The following is a 17,127-nucleotide window of genomic DNA, read 5'->3' as shown; positions in this document are numbered from 1 at the left end:
ATTCGATTTGAATCAACGCTTAAGAACTGCATCACAATCATATCCAGGAGGCAAATGTTTGAATAAATCTCTTGAATTTGGTGAAGATTTAAATTGAAAATCTCTTAATTCCTTAATCGATAATTTAGTTGTAAGTACACAGGTATTTTCCCCACCTTTGACATAAAGCATAGTCTTGCTCTCTGTTTTTGAAGGTCTCAATACACAAGATCCCCCATAGTGTGACGTATTAGCTTGTACTGTATAACAGTGTAAATCTCTTACCGCAGATTCAAGAATATGCTGATAATAATTGGTATCTCTGTTCCAAACACACGCTATTAATAGGTCAATTTCAGATTTAAATAAAACTCTATGAGTGATATCTGATAGCTCAAAACAATTGTAGGTTGCAAAGGAAATACCACGCCAAGATACTTTATGGTAATAAACATGTGGCTTAATTTCTAAATGTCCAGCCTTCAATCTTAGAGTTTGGAGCATATCTAACTCTGATGGTGCATAATGATTTTTTATACGAGCCGTCACTACACAAGATTTATATTCACCTGAAACTCTAAATGGCAAAGCCTCAATGATTAAATTATATGCAGTTTTATTTACTACCCAATGTTCTAGACCGAATACCAAACCAATTTGATGTCTTCTTGCGAAGGCAATCATAAATGGGAGCCAACTTACTGGAATTGTAACTTCTGGTAAAATAAGTAAATCCGCATGTTCTCTTAATGATGAATTAAGAATATTAAATAATCTTTCTTGTCTACTAAAACTTAGATTTGGCTTGCAGTCTTTTCTTACAGCAGAAGCTATGTCCGATTCTGCTACCCTTAAATTCCCAATGGCTAAAGTGATAGCGTCTTTAGATTCACATCCAGCAACTTTAAGTTTAGATTTTACTATACCGTTCGTTTCATTTTCTTTCTCAAATATTACGGAAAATCCTTGGCCAAAATTCTTTTCCTTATACTCGTGTATAGATTTTTCTAGCCATTCATTCATATTAGGCGTTTCAGCCAATTCATTTCCTAGATGAAAAAGTTGCCATTCATCAAAATGTATAAATCGTGGGGAAAGTTCTAATTTTGTTACCTCTAATTCTTCATTTTCTAGAGCTAAAAAATCCGTTTCAGAAGTCAAGTCCCCCTGATAATTAGAATAATTGGCTAAAGGCCAAGCAACTAAATGGTGTCTTAAAAGGTTAGACTGACGAAACTGCCAAGCATATTTATGTAAATTGGATCCATAATTAATCAGGCTATTGATATTTGATTTGTTTTCTTCATTTATAAATGCTGAATCATTCTCTATAAAACCCCATAGATTGTTTGGATATTTTTTAATGTCCAATAAACCTAAAGTAATCGAAACAGATAACTCACTAAATAATTTCAGATCATCATGAATTTTTTTCGTTAAGTGTACCGATTTTCTCTTTGAGTTGGGCATGATCCCATCAATTTTAGAAATCTCAGAATCAATATAATCTTTAAAAGATTTTATGAAAGTAAATTGATGAGTAACAACACCATATTGATATAGTTTTTCCCATAAGCGGAAAAACTGCAATGCATTTTGACCTTTAAAAAATTGCTTAAGCTGAGGCAGTATATTTTCTTTTCTATCAATCTGACTTAATCGATGCGCTGTAATATGACTAGATAAATATTTAGACAATTCTGTTTCATTTTCAGCTAATCCAATCACACTACGTAATGTATTCGCAGATCCATTGTATAAAATATCGTATGCGAAATGCTCTAAATCTTTATCTATATGATCATTTGGTAAAAATTTAAATGCACTACTACGTTCATCCAGCTCTTGTTTGAACAAGTCTAACCCAGCTTTACTATGATCTTTATCAAAAAATTGAAGAATTAGCTTATCCTTTTGGATAGGTAATTTATTTCCTTCAATTTGAATTTGATAGTTTGACTGATCTTCAGATTTACTAATTAGACTTTCGAAGTAATTTTCAATAAACGATTCAATTGGATTCTCAACATCAAAATTAGGTCTCTTAAAAACCATCAATATATCATCAACATATCGACCATAGTATAAAGGTCTAATATGCTTCTCCACATGATTATCAAAATCAGATAAATACCAATTTGCGATAATTGCGGATGATGCAAAACCAATTGGAAGTAACATTTTATCTTTAGATTTTCTATGTGATCTTGAGATTTGGGGATTAATCTTAACTCGATATGAGGCATATATTTTTTCAAGTAAAATATTTAATTTTAATGCTACATCTAATTCATCAGCTTCATCACTATAATAGCTTTTAACATCCTCTTTTATCTTTTCAAAACTTAAATCCACTTCATAAAAATATGATTTTAGATCTAATGAAAATAAGGCCACATCATCGCCAAATTGAGCAGTTTCTGTAGCTGCTTTAATTGCTTGATCACGCCAAGCATTGTATTGCTCGATATACCGTTTAAAAACCTCTTGACCATTCACACCATCACACTTATTACCATATTTTAAAGTCGATGGATGCATTCTATTACCATAGTTATCTTTGCTGACCTTTACCTCAAGGGCTGGACCCACAAAAAGACACCAAAGTATTTCTAAAATATGAATTTCAATCGGTGCTTTTACAAAATAATTAACTTTAGAAACTTGATATTTCTCAGAATCTTTGACATTGCTTATAAAAAGGCCATTCCCACCATCATTATGCTTCTTTTGTAATTCATCCTCATTTCTATCTACTTTTTTAGGCAATAGATGGTAGTCAATTTGATTTAAAAGTGTTTTTAATTTTTCATCTTCATCTAAATTTTCACAAACAATAAGATTTAATAGGTCATCGAAGATCTCTTCGAGATTATTATTTATTTCAAAATCAGCAATGCGCTGTTTGAGAAATAAATTAATATTTTCATGATAAGCATAACTTTTTAAATATAAATACGCTTTTTTAATATGATTAGAATTCAACACTATCATTATCCCCTAAAATAAAAAATGCACATAACCTAAAAAATTATTTATTTTTTAGTAACTTAAAACTCAACTGATAACGATAAAACTCAATATTCTGAGCCACACTCAAAGCACGACGAATTCTTAAGTCATCTTCTAGTGCAATGATGACACCTTTCACTTGCTGATCTGCCTCAGCTAATTCATCTTTGACATAACCCATATAGCGTTGAATTTGCCCCACAACACGATCACTTGCACGACCACGTTTTAACTCAACAACAAGCAATGTCTTTTTATCCTTACTGATTGCCAAAATGTCGATAGGACCTGTATCCGATGGATACTGCTGACCGACCAATTGACCTTCTTCAGTATAGATATCGTATGTTGCCCCCAACTCAGTTTTAGACCAGTTCTCTACCAAGAAATGCTCCAGATGCTTTTCTAAAGCAAAAGCTGTTGGGTCTTCGACCACTTCATCAGGCTCTAGGTGTTCAACGATTTCCTTGCCTTGAATAAGCCCTTTTAGCTCTTCTGCATACTTCGTGATATTACAAACTGCACCTGCTGATCCTGATGAGTTTTTAAGCTCCTGAGACATCAGTTCTCTAGGCAAAGTCTGTTCAAACCATTCGACTTTTCTGCGATGGCTTAACTCACCTGAAGGCACGTAGTAATAGTCTGATATGACTTTACCCACCAAATAATGACCATCCCCACGAGGTGTAAGGATGATGTCTCCCTGTTTAATCCCTTTAGAAAGCGTATGTAACATGCCACATGCTAAACCTGCCGAAATCTTAGTTTTGTCAGGTAGAGCATTGAGATACACAGGAATAAAACGATGATTAAACTCACGCCAATCATCAGGTAAGTCATGTGTTAAGTCTTGGTCAATGTTCCAGTTGGCGGCTATAAAGCCGCCTTCTAGAAACTCTTGAGCAAATACAGACTTCGCACCCGCCATGATGCGGTAATAGCTAGGCGTTATTTGCATCATTAAGCAGCCACCTTGACACGTTTTTTACCTGTCAAAAGTTGTTGCATGAGTGCTTTTTTCTCTTGTTTTAAACAATCGAGTTCTTTCTGTAGGGTCTCAATCTCTTGATCTGCTAGAGAAAGAACTTCAGCAATTTGTTGTTGTTCCTTAATATTTGGTAGAGGAATTACCAAATTTGAAAAAATTGAAATCCAATGTCGTTGATGCCCTCCAACAGTGAATTGCAACATTTGCATTGCATCAAATACAAATTTAATTGAAACCCCTTTTTTAGCAGTCAAGATTTTCATGGCACTTGATTTTGCTTTAAATGGAAAGTTCACATATTTACTATCGGTTGTAAAATCATCAAATATAATTACAGGCAATTGATCTTGATAAATCCCCGAACTCTCATTGGTATAACCCAAAATAAATGTTTTACCTGCTGTTAAAACAGGTGTTTCATAACTATTACTATAAGCAGTGGATTCCACCAAATAAGGTGTTGGTTGTTGATAGTCAAGAAGTAAGCCTAATTCTATACGCTGCCATTCATCACTAAATTCAACCCCATTCTCATCAAGCAAACGCTTCTTACCCGTCAGCAACTGTTGCATTAATGCTTTTTTCTGCTGTTGGCTATTCTCAAGCAATTTTTCAGTCGCAGAAATCGCTTGATCCCAAGTTGAAAGGATTTCTACAATTTTAACTTGCTCATCCAATGGTGGTACTAATAGTTTATATTGTAATAACACTTTGGATGAGATAAATGGCATAGTTGATTCTGTTGCATAACGTCTCAGATCCAACCTTTTGAAATTTAAAATATAAGCACAATATTCAGATGATAAAAAATCATTCTTTGGTACAGCTCGAAAAACATTCCATGTAATTAAAAACTCTTGATCAAAGGTATTAACACAAGCCGAGCCCAAATTTGAACCGATGTTACAATAAAGAACATCACCTATATTTGGTTTAAATCTTGAAGAAACTCTCAAAAATGTTTGTTCGTCTACAAATTTTTCATCCGAAAAATCAAATCCCCCCTCTATAACATTATTAGAGCGAATAGCAGCATACCCACTGTTAGAATACTCAATACATTCTGTCGTAGTATTAACACCTTGATTGCTTGAAATAAGCAATTTGCCAAAAGGCTCTAAAGTCCAACCATTAGGCACCATAACCCAACTCCTCCAAATACTTCGCCATTTGAACTTCAAGCTCAGCAAGTTGAGTTTTTAACTGCTCACGCTCAGCACGTACAGCAACCAAATCAATCTCAGCTTCTTCTTCAAAGGTATCCACATAACGAGGAATATTTAGGTTGTAATCGTTGTCTTTCACTTCCTGCAAAGTCGCCAAATACGCATACTTATCTACGCTTTCACGGGCACGATAGGTTTCAATAACCTTGGCAATATTATCTTGGCTTAAGTTGTTTTGATTTTTACCTGACTTAAACTCACGGCTTGCATCAATAAACAAAACAGAATCATCAGACTTTTGCTTTTTAAAAATTAAAATTGCAGCAGGAATACCCGTACCGTAGAACAACTTTTCAGGTAAACCAATCACCGCATCTAATAAGTTCTCGTTAATCAACTTCTCACGAATCTTCCCTTCAGATGAGCCACGGAATAACACACCATGCGGAACCACAACCCCCATACGACCCGTAACAGGTTTTAGCGTTTCAATCATGTGTGAGATAAACGCATAATCACCTTTGGTCTTTGGCGGTAAACCACGACGGAAACGATCAAACTTATCATTCTCAGCTTGCTCATACCCCCATTTATCTAATGAGAATGGAGGGTTTGCAGTCACGATATCAAACAACATCAAGTCGCCATTCTTATCCAATAATTTTGGATTACGAATCGTATCGCCCCACTCAATTTTGTGGTTATCTTCACCATGCAAGAACATGTTCATCTTAGCTAATGACCACGTTGAACCAATCGCTTCTTGCCCATAAAGTGCATATTCTTTGCTGTTGTGATTTGATACAACTTTACGGCCACACTTCATTAACAGTGAGCCAGAACCACATGCAGGGTCACAAATACTGTCGCCTTTTTGTGGATCAAGTAACTCCGCAATTAAGTCCGATACTTCAGGTGGTGTATAGAATTCACCTGCCTTTTGACCACCACTCGCAGCAAAGTTTTTAATCAAAAATTCATAACCGTTGCCAATCACATCAAGTGAACCGACACGGCTTGGTTTAAGATTCAACTCAGGCACAGCAAACACTTCTAAGAGGTCTTTTAGAATCGTATTTTTTTGCTTTTCTTCGCCCAATTTATCGGTATTAAACGAGATATCTTGGAAGACACTTTTGCCTACATCTTTCAGCTTTGTACCATTGGCTTCTTCAAGTGCATGTAAAGCCATATCAATACGTTCACCATTGCTGGGCTCAAAACGACGCTCAAGCAAGGTATAGAAATTAGATTCACGAGGCAGTACAAAACGCTCGTTTTTCATCATTTCTTCAATCAGTTCAGGTTCATCACCATACTCGTTTTTATAATTATCGTAGTGGTCTTGCCATACATCAGAGATGTACTTTAAGAACAGCATTGTCAAAATATAGTCTTTATAGGTATCTGCACTCACCGTGCCACGGAATACATCACATGCCGACCAAAGGGCTTTATTGACGGTATCTTGATTAATTTGAGTAACCATTATTTGTTTCCTTGGAGCAGTTGTTTAAACATGCCCATCATCATTTGTTCACGATTTTTAAGTAATTGCTGGGTCAAGATCTGCTCTTGCTCCCAAAGACGGTTTAATTCGATTATGCGTTGCTGAATGTCCAAGCTAGGGACTTCAACCTCAAATTGGCTGACTGTTGATACACTAAGCATCGGCATCTTAGAACCCTGACTTTCTTTGCGTAACTCGTATTGCACATGAGGTTGGTTTAAGTACCAGCATAAGTATTCAGGCACTACATTTTGATTTGGCATTAGAATCAAAAACTGACTACTCACAATTAAGGGTAATGCTTTTGATTGATCTTGATTGCCTACAAAATAATGTGCTTTAAGATACTCTCCACGACAGGGTAGCAACACGGACTCAGGCGATACGATGGCATTATCTTTACCTTGCCAACCAATTTGCGGTAAGGCATCAGCAAAAAGTGTATAGCCACATGTATCCGTAGCAATGCTACGAATATCTTTGATCTGCAATACGTGGGCGTTGCCCGACTCGACTTCCTCGATCTTTTCTCGAAATGTAAATCCTGTCCGAATCTCTGCGAGGTCGCTCAGTTTTACGGCTTTTTTTACATTTGACATAAATATTTACTCTAAAAGAGATTAAGCCGTCCTTGGCTCAATCCATTTATGATGCTTTGCTTAAGTTTTCTTGAAGCCAATTACTGACGTCTTTAGTTCCTTTTGAATCAAGGTTGTACCAAACAGCCTCATTTTGTAAGCGAGTCACTAATAATCCGTCATCACCATCCATGACTTTGAATAAATCTTCTGCAATTTGTGATGCTGTTTTTTCAGAGGCAATTAACCAACATGACTCCAAAGGATGGCACCAATTACCTAGAGACATAATTTTTTTATAAAGCTCGTCATAGTTACGTTGTTTACGCAGGTCATAGTTGATCTGATATACTTTCATGTGTTCTTAACTCCTAATGTTTAGTCGCGTTAATAGTTTTGAATACGATGACAGGCGGCCACCTGTCATCACAAATTAAATACAGTAGGTAGACTATGCAACCCCTGTTACATCAGGATAATGGGGCGTTTTTTACTCAATGTCAATTGTTTTTTTGCAGTAGAACACCTACTAAAATGAAAACCCATAAACAAATACTACTATTTTCATTGCAAAATATTGTTTTTAAACATAATTTTTATTAAAACCAAGCTAAATATATTTCTATTCAAAAAAACTAATGATTTGAATATCTAAAGCTTTTGATATTTCATAAAGCTTGAGCACAGTAATGTTAACCTCACCTCTCTCTATCCGCCCCATATAACTACGATCTAAACCACACATAAGGGCTAACTTTTCTTGAGAAAGGCCTTTTTCTTTTCTAGCCTTACGTATTTTTTGACCTAGTAAACTTGCTAATTCTGTCATTTGATTTAAATGCTCAAAAAACAGAACTATCATCATTTACGGATTAAACATCCACGGCTTATAATCCTCTTTTTAATAAGTGAAAATTGTTCAGTTATGGCAAGAAATACTCATTTACCACTGTATGATGATTTTTTAGATTTATTCATAAATCACGAAGTCAATAATTGGCAAGCTAAAGATTTTTGGGAGAAAATGCTGACATCTAGACCAAACATGCCAAAAACTGCTAAAAGACGTATGTACTCAGGCCTAAAAATCCTTTTAAATTTTGAATATTTGGAAGTTAATCCCACTACATCTTCAAAAAAATCCTTTCGTTATAAAGAAACACCTAGACTGAATGATTTAAGAAATCATTATAAAAAACAGAAGCTTCAAGATATTTTTATGTCAAAAAAAAGTGATTTATTGATAGAATTGGAGGAAAAAGAGAATAATATCGAATTCTTAAATACTTTATTAGCTAATGATGCGACGCTAGAAAAATATTTCATTACCCATAAACATGAGATTGAGAAAAATATAAAAAAAATAAATTCTAATATCAAATTAATGGAAGATATATTAAGTTAGATAAAAAATTGATCATAAAATCGTCATTTCAATAAAAATAAAACATGAAGTGACATTACAATAAAGCCATAACTATTATTTAAAATTATAGGACTGTTATTCCGTTAACCGTTCAATTTTATTATTTAGCTCTATTATTTTTATTTGTGCTGCCAAAAGTTTAGATACAGCTTGGTCTCTTTGCTCTGTAAGAACCTCAATTCTTTTTTGCAACTCAATAACTTTAGATGTTGCTCTGTTTGACACTTGATTTTTTAATTTTAGCTTTTGATCATTTTGTTCTATCCACGATTGAATTTCCTGAATAAGTTTAGGATAGCGACTTTTTCTCAAAGCAGAGGGATCCACACCAGCTTCTTTCGCTACATTGTTTTGAGAAACACTAGTTCCCTTCGGCAGAACAATAGGTTTATTTTCTTTTAGACGAATAAACGCCTCATAAAATTGAAGCTCAGCTTTACTCACTTGATTTAATGACATCAATTGCTTTCCTAATAGATATTAGCTGCTTAAGGGTAGATTTAGCAGGAATTGAATCGTATGGATAATTATCCATTTTCTTTTGATAAAAATCTTCCAATTCATACATAAGATTTAATTTATTTTTATCTAACATAACTGAATCACAAGCTAAACCATCATTAGTTCCCATACACATAGTTATATTAGTTATACCTCCATAAGGACATGGATCACCACTTTTAGTACAAGCACCCAAAAAAGTCTCCCTATAATTCAGCTTTTGAGACTTAGAAAGACTTAATAATGTTGCATGATCTTTCAGCTTAACTGTTGAAATTACTTGTATTTTTCGTTTGATACCATGAGGAGATACAAATTCACTGGCTTCAAGATTCTGGTATTTTTCAATATAATTATGAAATCTTTCTTGAAGATATAATTCGCCAATTTGTTCATTTAAGTTAAAATTCAACTTATAAGCATTATTTGCATAGTAAAGACTCATAAATTTATTACTATGCTTCAACTGATACTGTAAGCTCGCATCCTCAACAAAACCTGAAGCTATCATGTTAACTGCACCAGTTCTACGCAACTGATGCCATGCAAGTGGCCAAATACAACCAACTTTAAATTTTTCTTCATCTAAACCAAATGTCATTTGTTTTGCTATTTTCAAATCAGTATTTTGAATAGTAAGTTGTTCTAAATTAAAAAGTTTTGGCCACATGGTCAATGCTTCATTGTATTTTCGCATTATTGGTATTAAAAAAATTCTTTCAAAATTAAAAGCTCGTGTAGTCCATGGCTCAAAAGAGCTTAAATATAAATGTGGTTTAAAATCATCTATACATTCTTCTATAAACCCGTTTTTATGCAGAATACCAAATCTTAATTGACTGATAATAGATATAGCATCAACTGCCTTTTTAGCAATATGGGGAACTATCCAAAAAGCTTCTTTGGATTTAACTGTCTTACTTGTTTCTCCCTGAATAAAATAATGTTTTTCATTATTAATGACTTTTGACACAAAACATCCATATCGCAATTTGGATGCTTCATCAATCCTCATAAGAGAAAAATTAATAATATAAGCAATTGCAGCGAAACTAATTAAGCTTAAATAACTTGAAAAGTTACGAATCGAAATACCATTTTCATCAAAAACAATCCATTTATTAAGATTATCAGTTAAATCCAACTCTGTGATTAAACTTAAAAAAACCTCTCTTTTATATTTTCTATTATTATTTGATTTATATACATCCAACATATAATTGAATAAATATATAATTTTTTCTTGATTTTCGAGGAAATCAGTTAAGCACTCTTCTAACCTTTTATTCTGGTAAACCCAAATCCTAGGTGGAATATAAGGAGTTTGAGTAGTCTTATCTTTAATTAGATAATTTGAGATTCTATTTATAAGCCCACTATCTAATATTTTAAAACCAATTTCTTTATGGTTTGCAAATAAACTCTTCAATATAAAAATAAGCCTTCCACCATGCTTACCATATTGACTAGCTATTTTCTCTAAAATCCAATCATTTTTATTCAAATCACTAATTAAAATATTGTTAATGGAACAAATATAAACTAATGGTTTTAAATTTGTTAATCTCATTATTAAATTTTTAACTGAGAAGACTGAACCAGCTCCCCACAGCCAATAACAGGCGATTATTTTAAATAATCTTTTATTCTCAAAATCTATTATATAGCCTTTTTTTTGGCTACTAGATCCAAAATTAAATTTTACATTTTTATTACAATATGAAGTAAAATCCCAAATATCATCTTCAAACCTAGAAACCACCTTATTTTTCTTGTCACATGTTACAGGGAAATCATTAGAAGGTGGCCAAACAGTTATTTCATAATTTGGAGATTTTTCAGAGATAAATTCTGAATTTAATCGCAAAGGAAAGAATGCTGTTGTCATATAATTTTTTCCAGAATATCTATTAATGTAGCCCATTCGGGATGAAAATTTTTAGACCTGACTTCTGCTTTTGCTTTAATTACTTCCTTCTTTTCTTTATTTCCTAATTTACAAATTTCATTAAGTTTCTCATTAATCCTATCAATTACCATTTTAGCAGGATGATTTCCTAATACTGGATTAAGTATCATTTCAAGCTCTTTGATATACGCATGTGTTGCTAATCTAAAAAAATAATCATAACTTAAAATATCTTTATGATATATGCAGAATAAGCAACCTTCTTGACTAACACAATCAGGTTGGAAATCTAAACTACCTTCTATAGCTATAGGATTTTTATTATTTGAGGCACACATTCCAGCACCTGAGCTTTTAACAAGCTGAATACTTTTATCATGAAAATCTGCAATTTGAATTATAGCTTTATCGACATTAATTCTTTCATAATTTTTTCTAAAAGTTTCAATAGAATGAGACATTACTGACTTAATTGACTCAATATTTTCTATTTTTGATGCAAACCAATTACTTCTAAACTTTCTAATTTTCGAAATATTGTAATAACTTATCTTTAAATCATTACAAATATCTCTAATCAATTCTGGAGAACTACCTTTTTTATCGATTTTTATAATACCTCTATATAGATATGGGAATAAACTATCTCCTGATTTAAAACCCACATCCTTCAACCACTTAATATATCGATCAAGTATAATTCTATAACTTTTAAAACATTTAAAAATTGCTTCTCCTTGTCTTCTTCCTTTATAAACTTTAAAAACAGAGTAAAATTCATTATCTGTCATCCATCTATAATCATCAATTTTTAAATCAATAGCTTGGGAAAAATTCATACCAGTCTGATTAATAAAAATAAATAACTCTACTTCAATTCTTAAATTTATAATTCTTGAACGCTTATATTTATCAAGTAAATTTTCATCAGGATCTAAAGCACGTCTGGCTTCTAGTACATTCTTTTTGTCTGATGGATTTCTATACTTATCTAATGAGAGATTATCATCTATCAAGTTACCTTTTAAAACTAACTCTTTACCATTTCTTAGTTTTAATCTTATTGGCAAAATACCACGAATAGTCTCTAATGATAAACCATCTGAAATGTCTTTAAGAAACCAACCAAAATTTATAAAATCATTTTCATCAAAATTAGTAACTGTTAATGAATCTTCTCCTTTATTTTTCAACCTCGTCTTATTCATTAAGTAAGTGCCAGGCTTAGGAATATCTATTCCTATTGAACAGGCAATAACGTTTGCAACAATAGAGCATTTTTTATAATTTGCATAATTTTTTACCTCTCCTAACTCAACACGTTTTAATGTTGAATTAGCCCAATCAATAAAGCACTTTTCACAATTTTCTTCAGTTACATTTATCTCGAGGGTTTCATACCATTTAAAAAATTGGAATAATTTTTCCAAGCTTGATTTAACAGTTCTAATTGATAATCCTTTTGTTATAATGGCATTATAATAATTATAAATCTTTATTACCAATCCCAATCTTTCTAGGATTGGTTCTCCAAATTCATTTTTTCCTATTAGTTCATGAACTAATCTTCTCTGCTCTAAAACGGCACCTTTATATAGTAATATAGATAAATCCCATTTTATTTCATGTGAACCATATAAAATACTATCTATTATTAAGTTTGGTATATTTTTATGCATTTTCTATACCCAAAAAAATATTCGTATATTGATTAGATATTTTTTCCAAACTTTTTGAATTTTCTAAAAATTTTATATATTTAAATGTTACCTGTTCATCCTTGTGCATACAGGCATCTTTAACTAATTGCATAGCACTCATAGGTGACATTTTAGTCAAACAATATTCCATTAGAACAGTGGCAAATGTTGCACGTGTTTGGTGAAAATGGAAACTTTTAAAAGTGTTATAACCTAACTTTATACCTTCACATCTTAGTCTATGCATTGCAACATTAATCGATTTATTATCTATATCTAAATATCTATTACCACTTCTAGTTAAAAATATTAAATTTGAATTTGAATTTTCTGCTCTAGCGACCCTTTTCAATCTGCGTATACTATAGCAATACTCAATCAACTCATGAACTAAATCAGTAGGTATTAAAATATTTCCATCTTTTGAATATTTTGTACTGACAGCAGGTGAGGCATTAGGCCCAACCCTAATAGTACTCATTGTTTTATTCTTAAATAATATAGAGTTTTCTAAAGTTTCAACTTTCAAATCACTAATAGTGCCAATTCTCATCCCAGTATAAAAACCAACCTTTAGAATCAAGTATAATTCAAGGCTACTTTTGTTTTTGGCAACATTTAATATAGTAGAAACTTCACTAGGATTAATTGGATAAATCCCACCTTCCAATTTTGAATCTGTATTAATATTTACATAAGGAATAGCTAAATCAGTCGACATAATATCTATCGTAGATTCAAAACCAAATTTATTAATTATTTTTTTCTTATAAATTTTATTTTTCCACATCTGAAATTCAGTATTAATTACTTTCTTTTCTTTTACCCATCTATAAAATTTTATAACTGCTCTCATTCTTTGAGTTGTAGTTGTAGGGGCTAACTCTAAAGCATCTCTTTTTTTAATCAAATATCCACGAAAAATTACTAAGCAACGTTCACTTTTAATATCTGGAAAATCCAACCAATCAACATTATTTTCTTCCAACCATGTTGCATACGCATGTAAATGAAAAATATTTGCTTTTACCGTTTTAATATTCAAATTTTCGTTTATCAAAAGATCATAGGCATATAAGTTGACTTCATCCCATGGACTACTATCAAACCAATATATTTGTGGTAAGGAATGATCAGTTATGTATTTAGATTGAACAAAATCGACTTCTTGATCTTTAATTTTAATTGTCTGTATTTTTAGTTTTATATTTTCAATTTTCGCCATATCTAAGCTTCATATAAAACAATCATGTCCATACTATTGTTTGTAATACTTGTTTTGTCAACTATACATGTAACCCTTACCACATGCAGGGTCACAGATGGTATCCGTTGGCTTCGGCTGCATCAGCTCCACAATCATCTTGATGATATGACGAGGAGTACGGAACTGACCGTTCTGACCTGCTGAAGCGATCTTACCGAGCATGTACTCGTAAATATCACCTTTGGTATCTTTGTCATCCATTGGCACTTCAGCCAACAGATCAACCACTTTAGTTAAAAGTGCAGGCGTAGGAATGGTAAAACGAGCATCTTTCATATGATGACTGTAGGTTGTGTCATCCTCATTGCCAATGCTTTTAATGAAGGGAAAAACTTCATTGGCGATGGTGTCATAAAGCTGAGTAGGATCGCCGAGCGTAATAAATTTAGACCAACGTAAATGGTCTTGTTCTGGCGTGAAAATTGGCTTTTCTACAGCAGTTTTCAGGCGGTTGGCTTTCTTTTCTTTGGTGATTTGAATTTCATCGAGTCGGCGGATAAACAGCAAATAAGTCATTTGCTCCATGACTTCTAGAGGATTGGAAATACCACCACTCCAAAAAGAGTTCCAGATCTGGTCAATTTTGCTTTTAATTTCGCCTGTAATCACGCTGATGACTCTCAAATTTCTTTGAGGGTATTGTGGTAGATTTAAATATGAAAAGCTATGGATAAGGAATGCAAATAACTTGGGATTAAAAGCAGAATTTTGTCTTCTGATCATCCAGTATCTTATGCAACCACGCAGGCAAAGAGGACTGATAAAGTAATATCCATTCTTCAGATGTAAGCGTTTTTTCAAGCTTTTTAACTGTATTTAAATCAACAATCTCTTTTCCCAAAAAGAGTAATGCTGATATAGCCATTCCTACACGGCTGCCCAATGGATATTGGAAAAATTTACTATTTTTAGTATGCAGCAATCTTACGTGAGTGCCGCCAATCTCAAATTCACGAGAGTTACCTGAAGTGTAAAACACATCCATCACTGGAACTTGAGTACTTAATTTAAGCCGATTTGCGGCTATACCTCCATGAACCTGGATGAGTTCACCATTTTTTTCAGCAATCACTTTGACCACCTCATAAACATCAGGGCTCAGGTATCGCCCCTTCAACATACGGTTTGGTTCAGGTTTATAATAAATACCGTGCTGAATGCTATTAATCACGCCTTGCTCAGTTAAACGATAAAGCTCCTGATAAACCACTTCAGTCTTTCCATACTGTTCAAACTCGTCCACAGAAAAGACATACCCAAGGCGAAATCCTTTTACCCGTTCCTGAACTGCTTTTGCAATATCTGACATAGAAGCCCCAAACAGACTATATAAAAGGTGGTTGAAACCATCAGGTAACTACACAACGTATGCCTTCAACTACCATGTTCGATTTTATGTATTTCTTCTACATTATTGGATTAAATAAAATTTAAGTAAATTAAGATTTTTACTAAAATAATTTGGATGTGGGGTGTGCTATTAAGTGCAATATCTTGCACTTAATCCTATAAAAATCTTTGTTAAGTACAGATTTTGGCACTTAACGTCACCTTCAATGATATTTGGCGATTCGGTGTAGAAAGAATATCTTTAAGTTAATTTATTAATAGTTCAAATTTTAAAAATGAAATTTTATAAAAGTGATAATCCCTCCTACATTGCCGAAGTAATTGGGCTACGGTTAAAGCGAGCACGATTAAACCGAGACATGACACAAGTAGAAGTCGCAGACAGGGCGTGGGTTTCAAAAAGGACAGTGCTAAAAGCAGAGAAAGGAAATGTTCGACTGGCTGATCTGATAGCTATTCTTCAAGCTTTGGAAATCTTAGATGAGATTGATTCATTTCTGCCCGAGCCTCCTTTATCTCCTATAGAGCTCTTAAAACTAAGAGGAAAAATAAGGAAAAGAGCTTCAGGCAATAATAAAAATAAAATAGATACACCTAATTTAGGTTGGTAGTTTTTAAAATTAGATTGGATTTCTAGTTTATATTTGAATAAAACTAGGGAATCAAATCTTTGGCCGGAATTTGCATAGCTGATGCTATTTCATATAGTTTTTCTACTGTGATATTGACCTCACCACGTTCAATACGTCCCATATAACTACGATCAATTCCACATTGCAATGCGAGTGATTCTTGAGTGATATTTTTCTCTTTTCTTTTGTTGCGGATTGAACAACCAATTACTTTTGATAATTCTGACATTTGGAACAAACTGCTCAAAAAAAAGAAATATCACTAATTGAGGACTAAACATCCACGGACTATAATCCTCTTTTACTTTCTAAAGGTGTCCAAAATGATGAGGTTTAATATTCCATTGGCTGACCAATTTCTTGAAATAATAAAAAATTATGAAATTGAGGATTGGGAAGCCAAATGTTTTTGGGAGATTATTAGACAATCAGATCAGTTGGATTCATCCAATGTTAAAAGCTTACGAGAAGATATGTATGCAGCTATAAAATTATTATCGAAAAATGACTACTTGGTTGCTCAAAGATCACTATTTAAGAAAAAATCTTACTTATATAGTGAAACTCAAAAAATAAAAGAATTGAGAAAACAGTTGATCAATAATGAAGAAAAAAATCCATTAAATATTCAAAAAAATCAACTAAACAAAGAGTTAAAATTTCTAATAAAACAGGCTGAATTCATTGATGAATTAAGTTTATCTTACCCAGAATTATGCAGTTCAATTAAAAAATATAAAGAAGAGATTGTTTCTCAAATTGATTTTTGCAAAGTGAAAATTAAAACAATAGAAAATATACTCAAGATAGGCTGTGTTGCACAAAGATCTTGATAATTATTTAGTAAAAAATATAACGAAAAAAACATGTCGCCATTTTTTTTTAATTTTTTTTAGATATCTGCCTATTATCAAGTCTCACTATTACTTAATTGGTAAATATTATGTCTAAAAAATCTACTAGCAATCACAATGCAGATATTAGTAATGCAAATAAAGGAACATCAGGTACTAATCGTACATATGATCAGAATCAAGGTAACCGTGGTACACAACTAAATCCACAAGTTAAAAAGTAAAAAGTCAGCTAGGTACTTAAAAGTACCTAGC

Annotated in this window: 17 protein-coding genes and 1 pseudogene; 4 read left to right on the top strand and 14 right to left on the bottom strand. The window is 32.7% G+C overall.

Features of this window, described 5'->3' with window-relative positions:
* Positions 1-12 precede the first annotated feature (12 nt).
* The 7 genes from FTU79_RS02725 to FTU79_RS02695 all read right to left on the bottom strand — a co-directional run bounded on the left by FTU79_RS02725 (position 13) and on the right by FTU79_RS02695 (position 8,062).
* Positions 13-2,973, bottom strand: coding sequence for an RNA-directed DNA polymerase (locus tag FTU79_RS02725; protein ID WP_218945367.1), 2,961 nt, complete (start codon positions 2,971-2,973; stop codon positions 13-15).
* A 37-nt stretch (positions 2,974-3,010) separates the two neighbouring features.
* Positions 3,011-3,952: an endonuclease NucS domain-containing protein gene (locus FTU79_RS02720; protein ID WP_180048861.1), complete on the bottom strand. Its 942-nt coding sequence runs from the start codon at positions 3,950-3,952 to the stop codon at positions 3,011-3,013.
* Positions 3,952-5,121 (bottom strand): restriction endonuclease subunit S, encoded by a 1,170-nt coding sequence (locus FTU79_RS02715; RefSeq protein ID WP_180048860.1) that lies wholly within the window; start codon positions 5,119-5,121, stop codon positions 3,952-3,954. The genes FTU79_RS02720 and FTU79_RS02715 overlap by 1 nt, the downstream gene beginning before the upstream one ends.
* The gene (locus FTU79_RS02710; protein ID WP_180048859.1) at positions 5,111-6,634 is read right to left on the bottom strand and encodes a type I restriction-modification system subunit M; all 1,524 of its coding nucleotides are present in this window, start codon (positions 6,632-6,634) and stop codon (positions 5,111-5,113) included. Before FTU79_RS02710 ends, FTU79_RS02715 begins: the two co-directional genes overlap by 11 nt.
* On the bottom strand, positions 6,634-7,254 hold the full coding sequence (locus FTU79_RS02705) for a restriction endonuclease subunit S (protein WP_180048858.1): 621 nt from the start codon (positions 7,252-7,254) through the stop codon (positions 6,634-6,636). Before FTU79_RS02705 ends, FTU79_RS02710 begins: the two co-directional genes overlap by 1 nt.
* A 46-nt stretch (positions 7,255-7,300) precedes the next feature.
* The gene (locus FTU79_RS02700; RefSeq protein ID WP_180048857.1) at positions 7,301-7,591 is read right to left on the bottom strand and encodes a hypothetical protein; all 291 of its coding nucleotides are present in this window, start codon (positions 7,589-7,591) and stop codon (positions 7,301-7,303) included.
* 264 nt (positions 7,592-7,855) lie between these two features.
* On the bottom strand, positions 7,856-8,062 hold the full coding sequence (locus FTU79_RS02695; protein WP_145755889.1) for a helix-turn-helix domain-containing protein: 207 nt from the start codon (positions 8,060-8,062) through the stop codon (positions 7,856-7,858).
* A gap of 96 nt (positions 8,063-8,158) precedes the next feature.
* On the opposite strand from FTU79_RS02695, the gene FTU79_RS02690 reads away from it, so the two are divergent.
* Positions 8,159-8,638, top strand: a complete 480-nt coding sequence (locus FTU79_RS02690) for a hypothetical protein (RefSeq protein WP_180048856.1) — start codon at positions 8,159-8,161, stop codon at positions 8,636-8,638.
* A 96-nt stretch (positions 8,639-8,734) separates the two neighbouring features.
* On the opposite strand, the gene FTU79_RS02685 is transcribed toward FTU79_RS02690, so the two are convergent.
* From FTU79_RS02685 to FTU79_RS02660, 6 genes and pseudogenes are all read right to left on the bottom strand, one after another.
* On the bottom strand, positions 8,735-9,118 hold the full coding sequence (locus tag FTU79_RS02685; RefSeq protein WP_180048855.1) for a hypothetical protein: 384 nt from the start codon (positions 9,116-9,118) through the stop codon (positions 8,735-8,737).
* A complete protein-coding gene (locus FTU79_RS02680) occupies positions 9,096-11,048 on the bottom strand; it encodes a hypothetical protein (RefSeq protein WP_180048854.1) in 1,953 nt (650 codons plus the stop codon). Before FTU79_RS02680 ends, FTU79_RS02685 begins: the two co-directional genes overlap by 23 nt.
* A complete protein-coding gene (locus FTU79_RS02675; RefSeq protein WP_180048853.1) occupies positions 11,045-12,748 on the bottom strand; it encodes a hypothetical protein in 1,704 nt (567 codons plus the stop codon). Before FTU79_RS02675 ends, FTU79_RS02680 begins: the two co-directional genes overlap by 4 nt.
* The gene (locus tag FTU79_RS02670; protein WP_180048852.1) at positions 12,741-13,994 is read right to left on the bottom strand and encodes a site-specific integrase; all 1,254 of its coding nucleotides are present in this window, start codon (positions 13,992-13,994) and stop codon (positions 12,741-12,743) included. The genes FTU79_RS02675 and FTU79_RS02670 overlap by 8 nt, the downstream gene beginning before the upstream one ends.
* Positions 13,995-14,072: 78 nt before the next feature.
* A pseudogene (locus FTU79_RS02665) lies at positions 14,073-14,645 on the bottom strand (type I restriction-modification system subunit M N-terminal domain-containing protein); the annotation flags it as partial.
* A gap of 85 nt (positions 14,646-14,730) precedes the next feature.
* Entirely contained in the window at positions 14,731-15,345 is a 615-nt protein-coding gene (locus FTU79_RS02660; protein ID WP_168406717.1) for a DUF6088 family protein, read from the bottom strand.
* Positions 15,346-15,661: 316 nt separating this feature from the next.
* Here FTU79_RS02660 and FTU79_RS02655 point away from each other — a divergent pair, with 316 nt between their 5' ends.
* Positions 15,662-15,997 carry a helix-turn-helix domain-containing protein gene (locus FTU79_RS02655; protein ID WP_005103071.1) on the top strand — a complete coding sequence of 112 codons (336 nt, stop codon included), beginning with the start codon at positions 15,662-15,664 and terminating at the stop codon, positions 15,995-15,997.
* Positions 15,998-16,040: 43 nt separating this feature from the next.
* On the opposite strand, the gene FTU79_RS02650 is transcribed toward FTU79_RS02655, so the two are convergent.
* Positions 16,041-16,247 carry a helix-turn-helix domain-containing protein gene (locus FTU79_RS02650; protein WP_005103069.1) on the bottom strand — a complete coding sequence of 69 codons (207 nt, stop codon included), beginning with the start codon at positions 16,245-16,247 and terminating at the stop codon, positions 16,041-16,043.
* A gap of 94 nt (positions 16,248-16,341) precedes the next feature.
* On the opposite strand from FTU79_RS02650, the gene FTU79_RS02645 reads away from it, so the two are divergent.
* Together FTU79_RS02645 and FTU79_RS16470 are read left to right on the top strand one after the other, a co-directional pair.
* On the top strand, positions 16,342-16,851 hold the full coding sequence (locus FTU79_RS02645; RefSeq protein ID WP_005103068.1) for a hypothetical protein: 510 nt from the start codon (positions 16,342-16,344) through the stop codon (positions 16,849-16,851).
* Between the two features lie 110 nt (positions 16,852-16,961).
* Complete coding sequence (locus FTU79_RS16470) at positions 16,962-17,096, top strand: hypothetical protein (protein WP_257219750.1); 135 nt, start codon at positions 16,962-16,964, stop codon at positions 17,094-17,096.
* Positions 17,097-17,127 lie beyond the last annotated feature (31 nt).

This window comes from Acinetobacter sp. YH12144 (genome assembly GCF_013418345.1).
Lineage (GTDB): Bacteria > Pseudomonadota > Gammaproteobacteria > Pseudomonadales > Moraxellaceae > Acinetobacter > Acinetobacter amyesii.
Note: the sequence above shows the minus strand (reverse complement) of the source record. Positions and strands in the feature narration are given on the sequence as shown.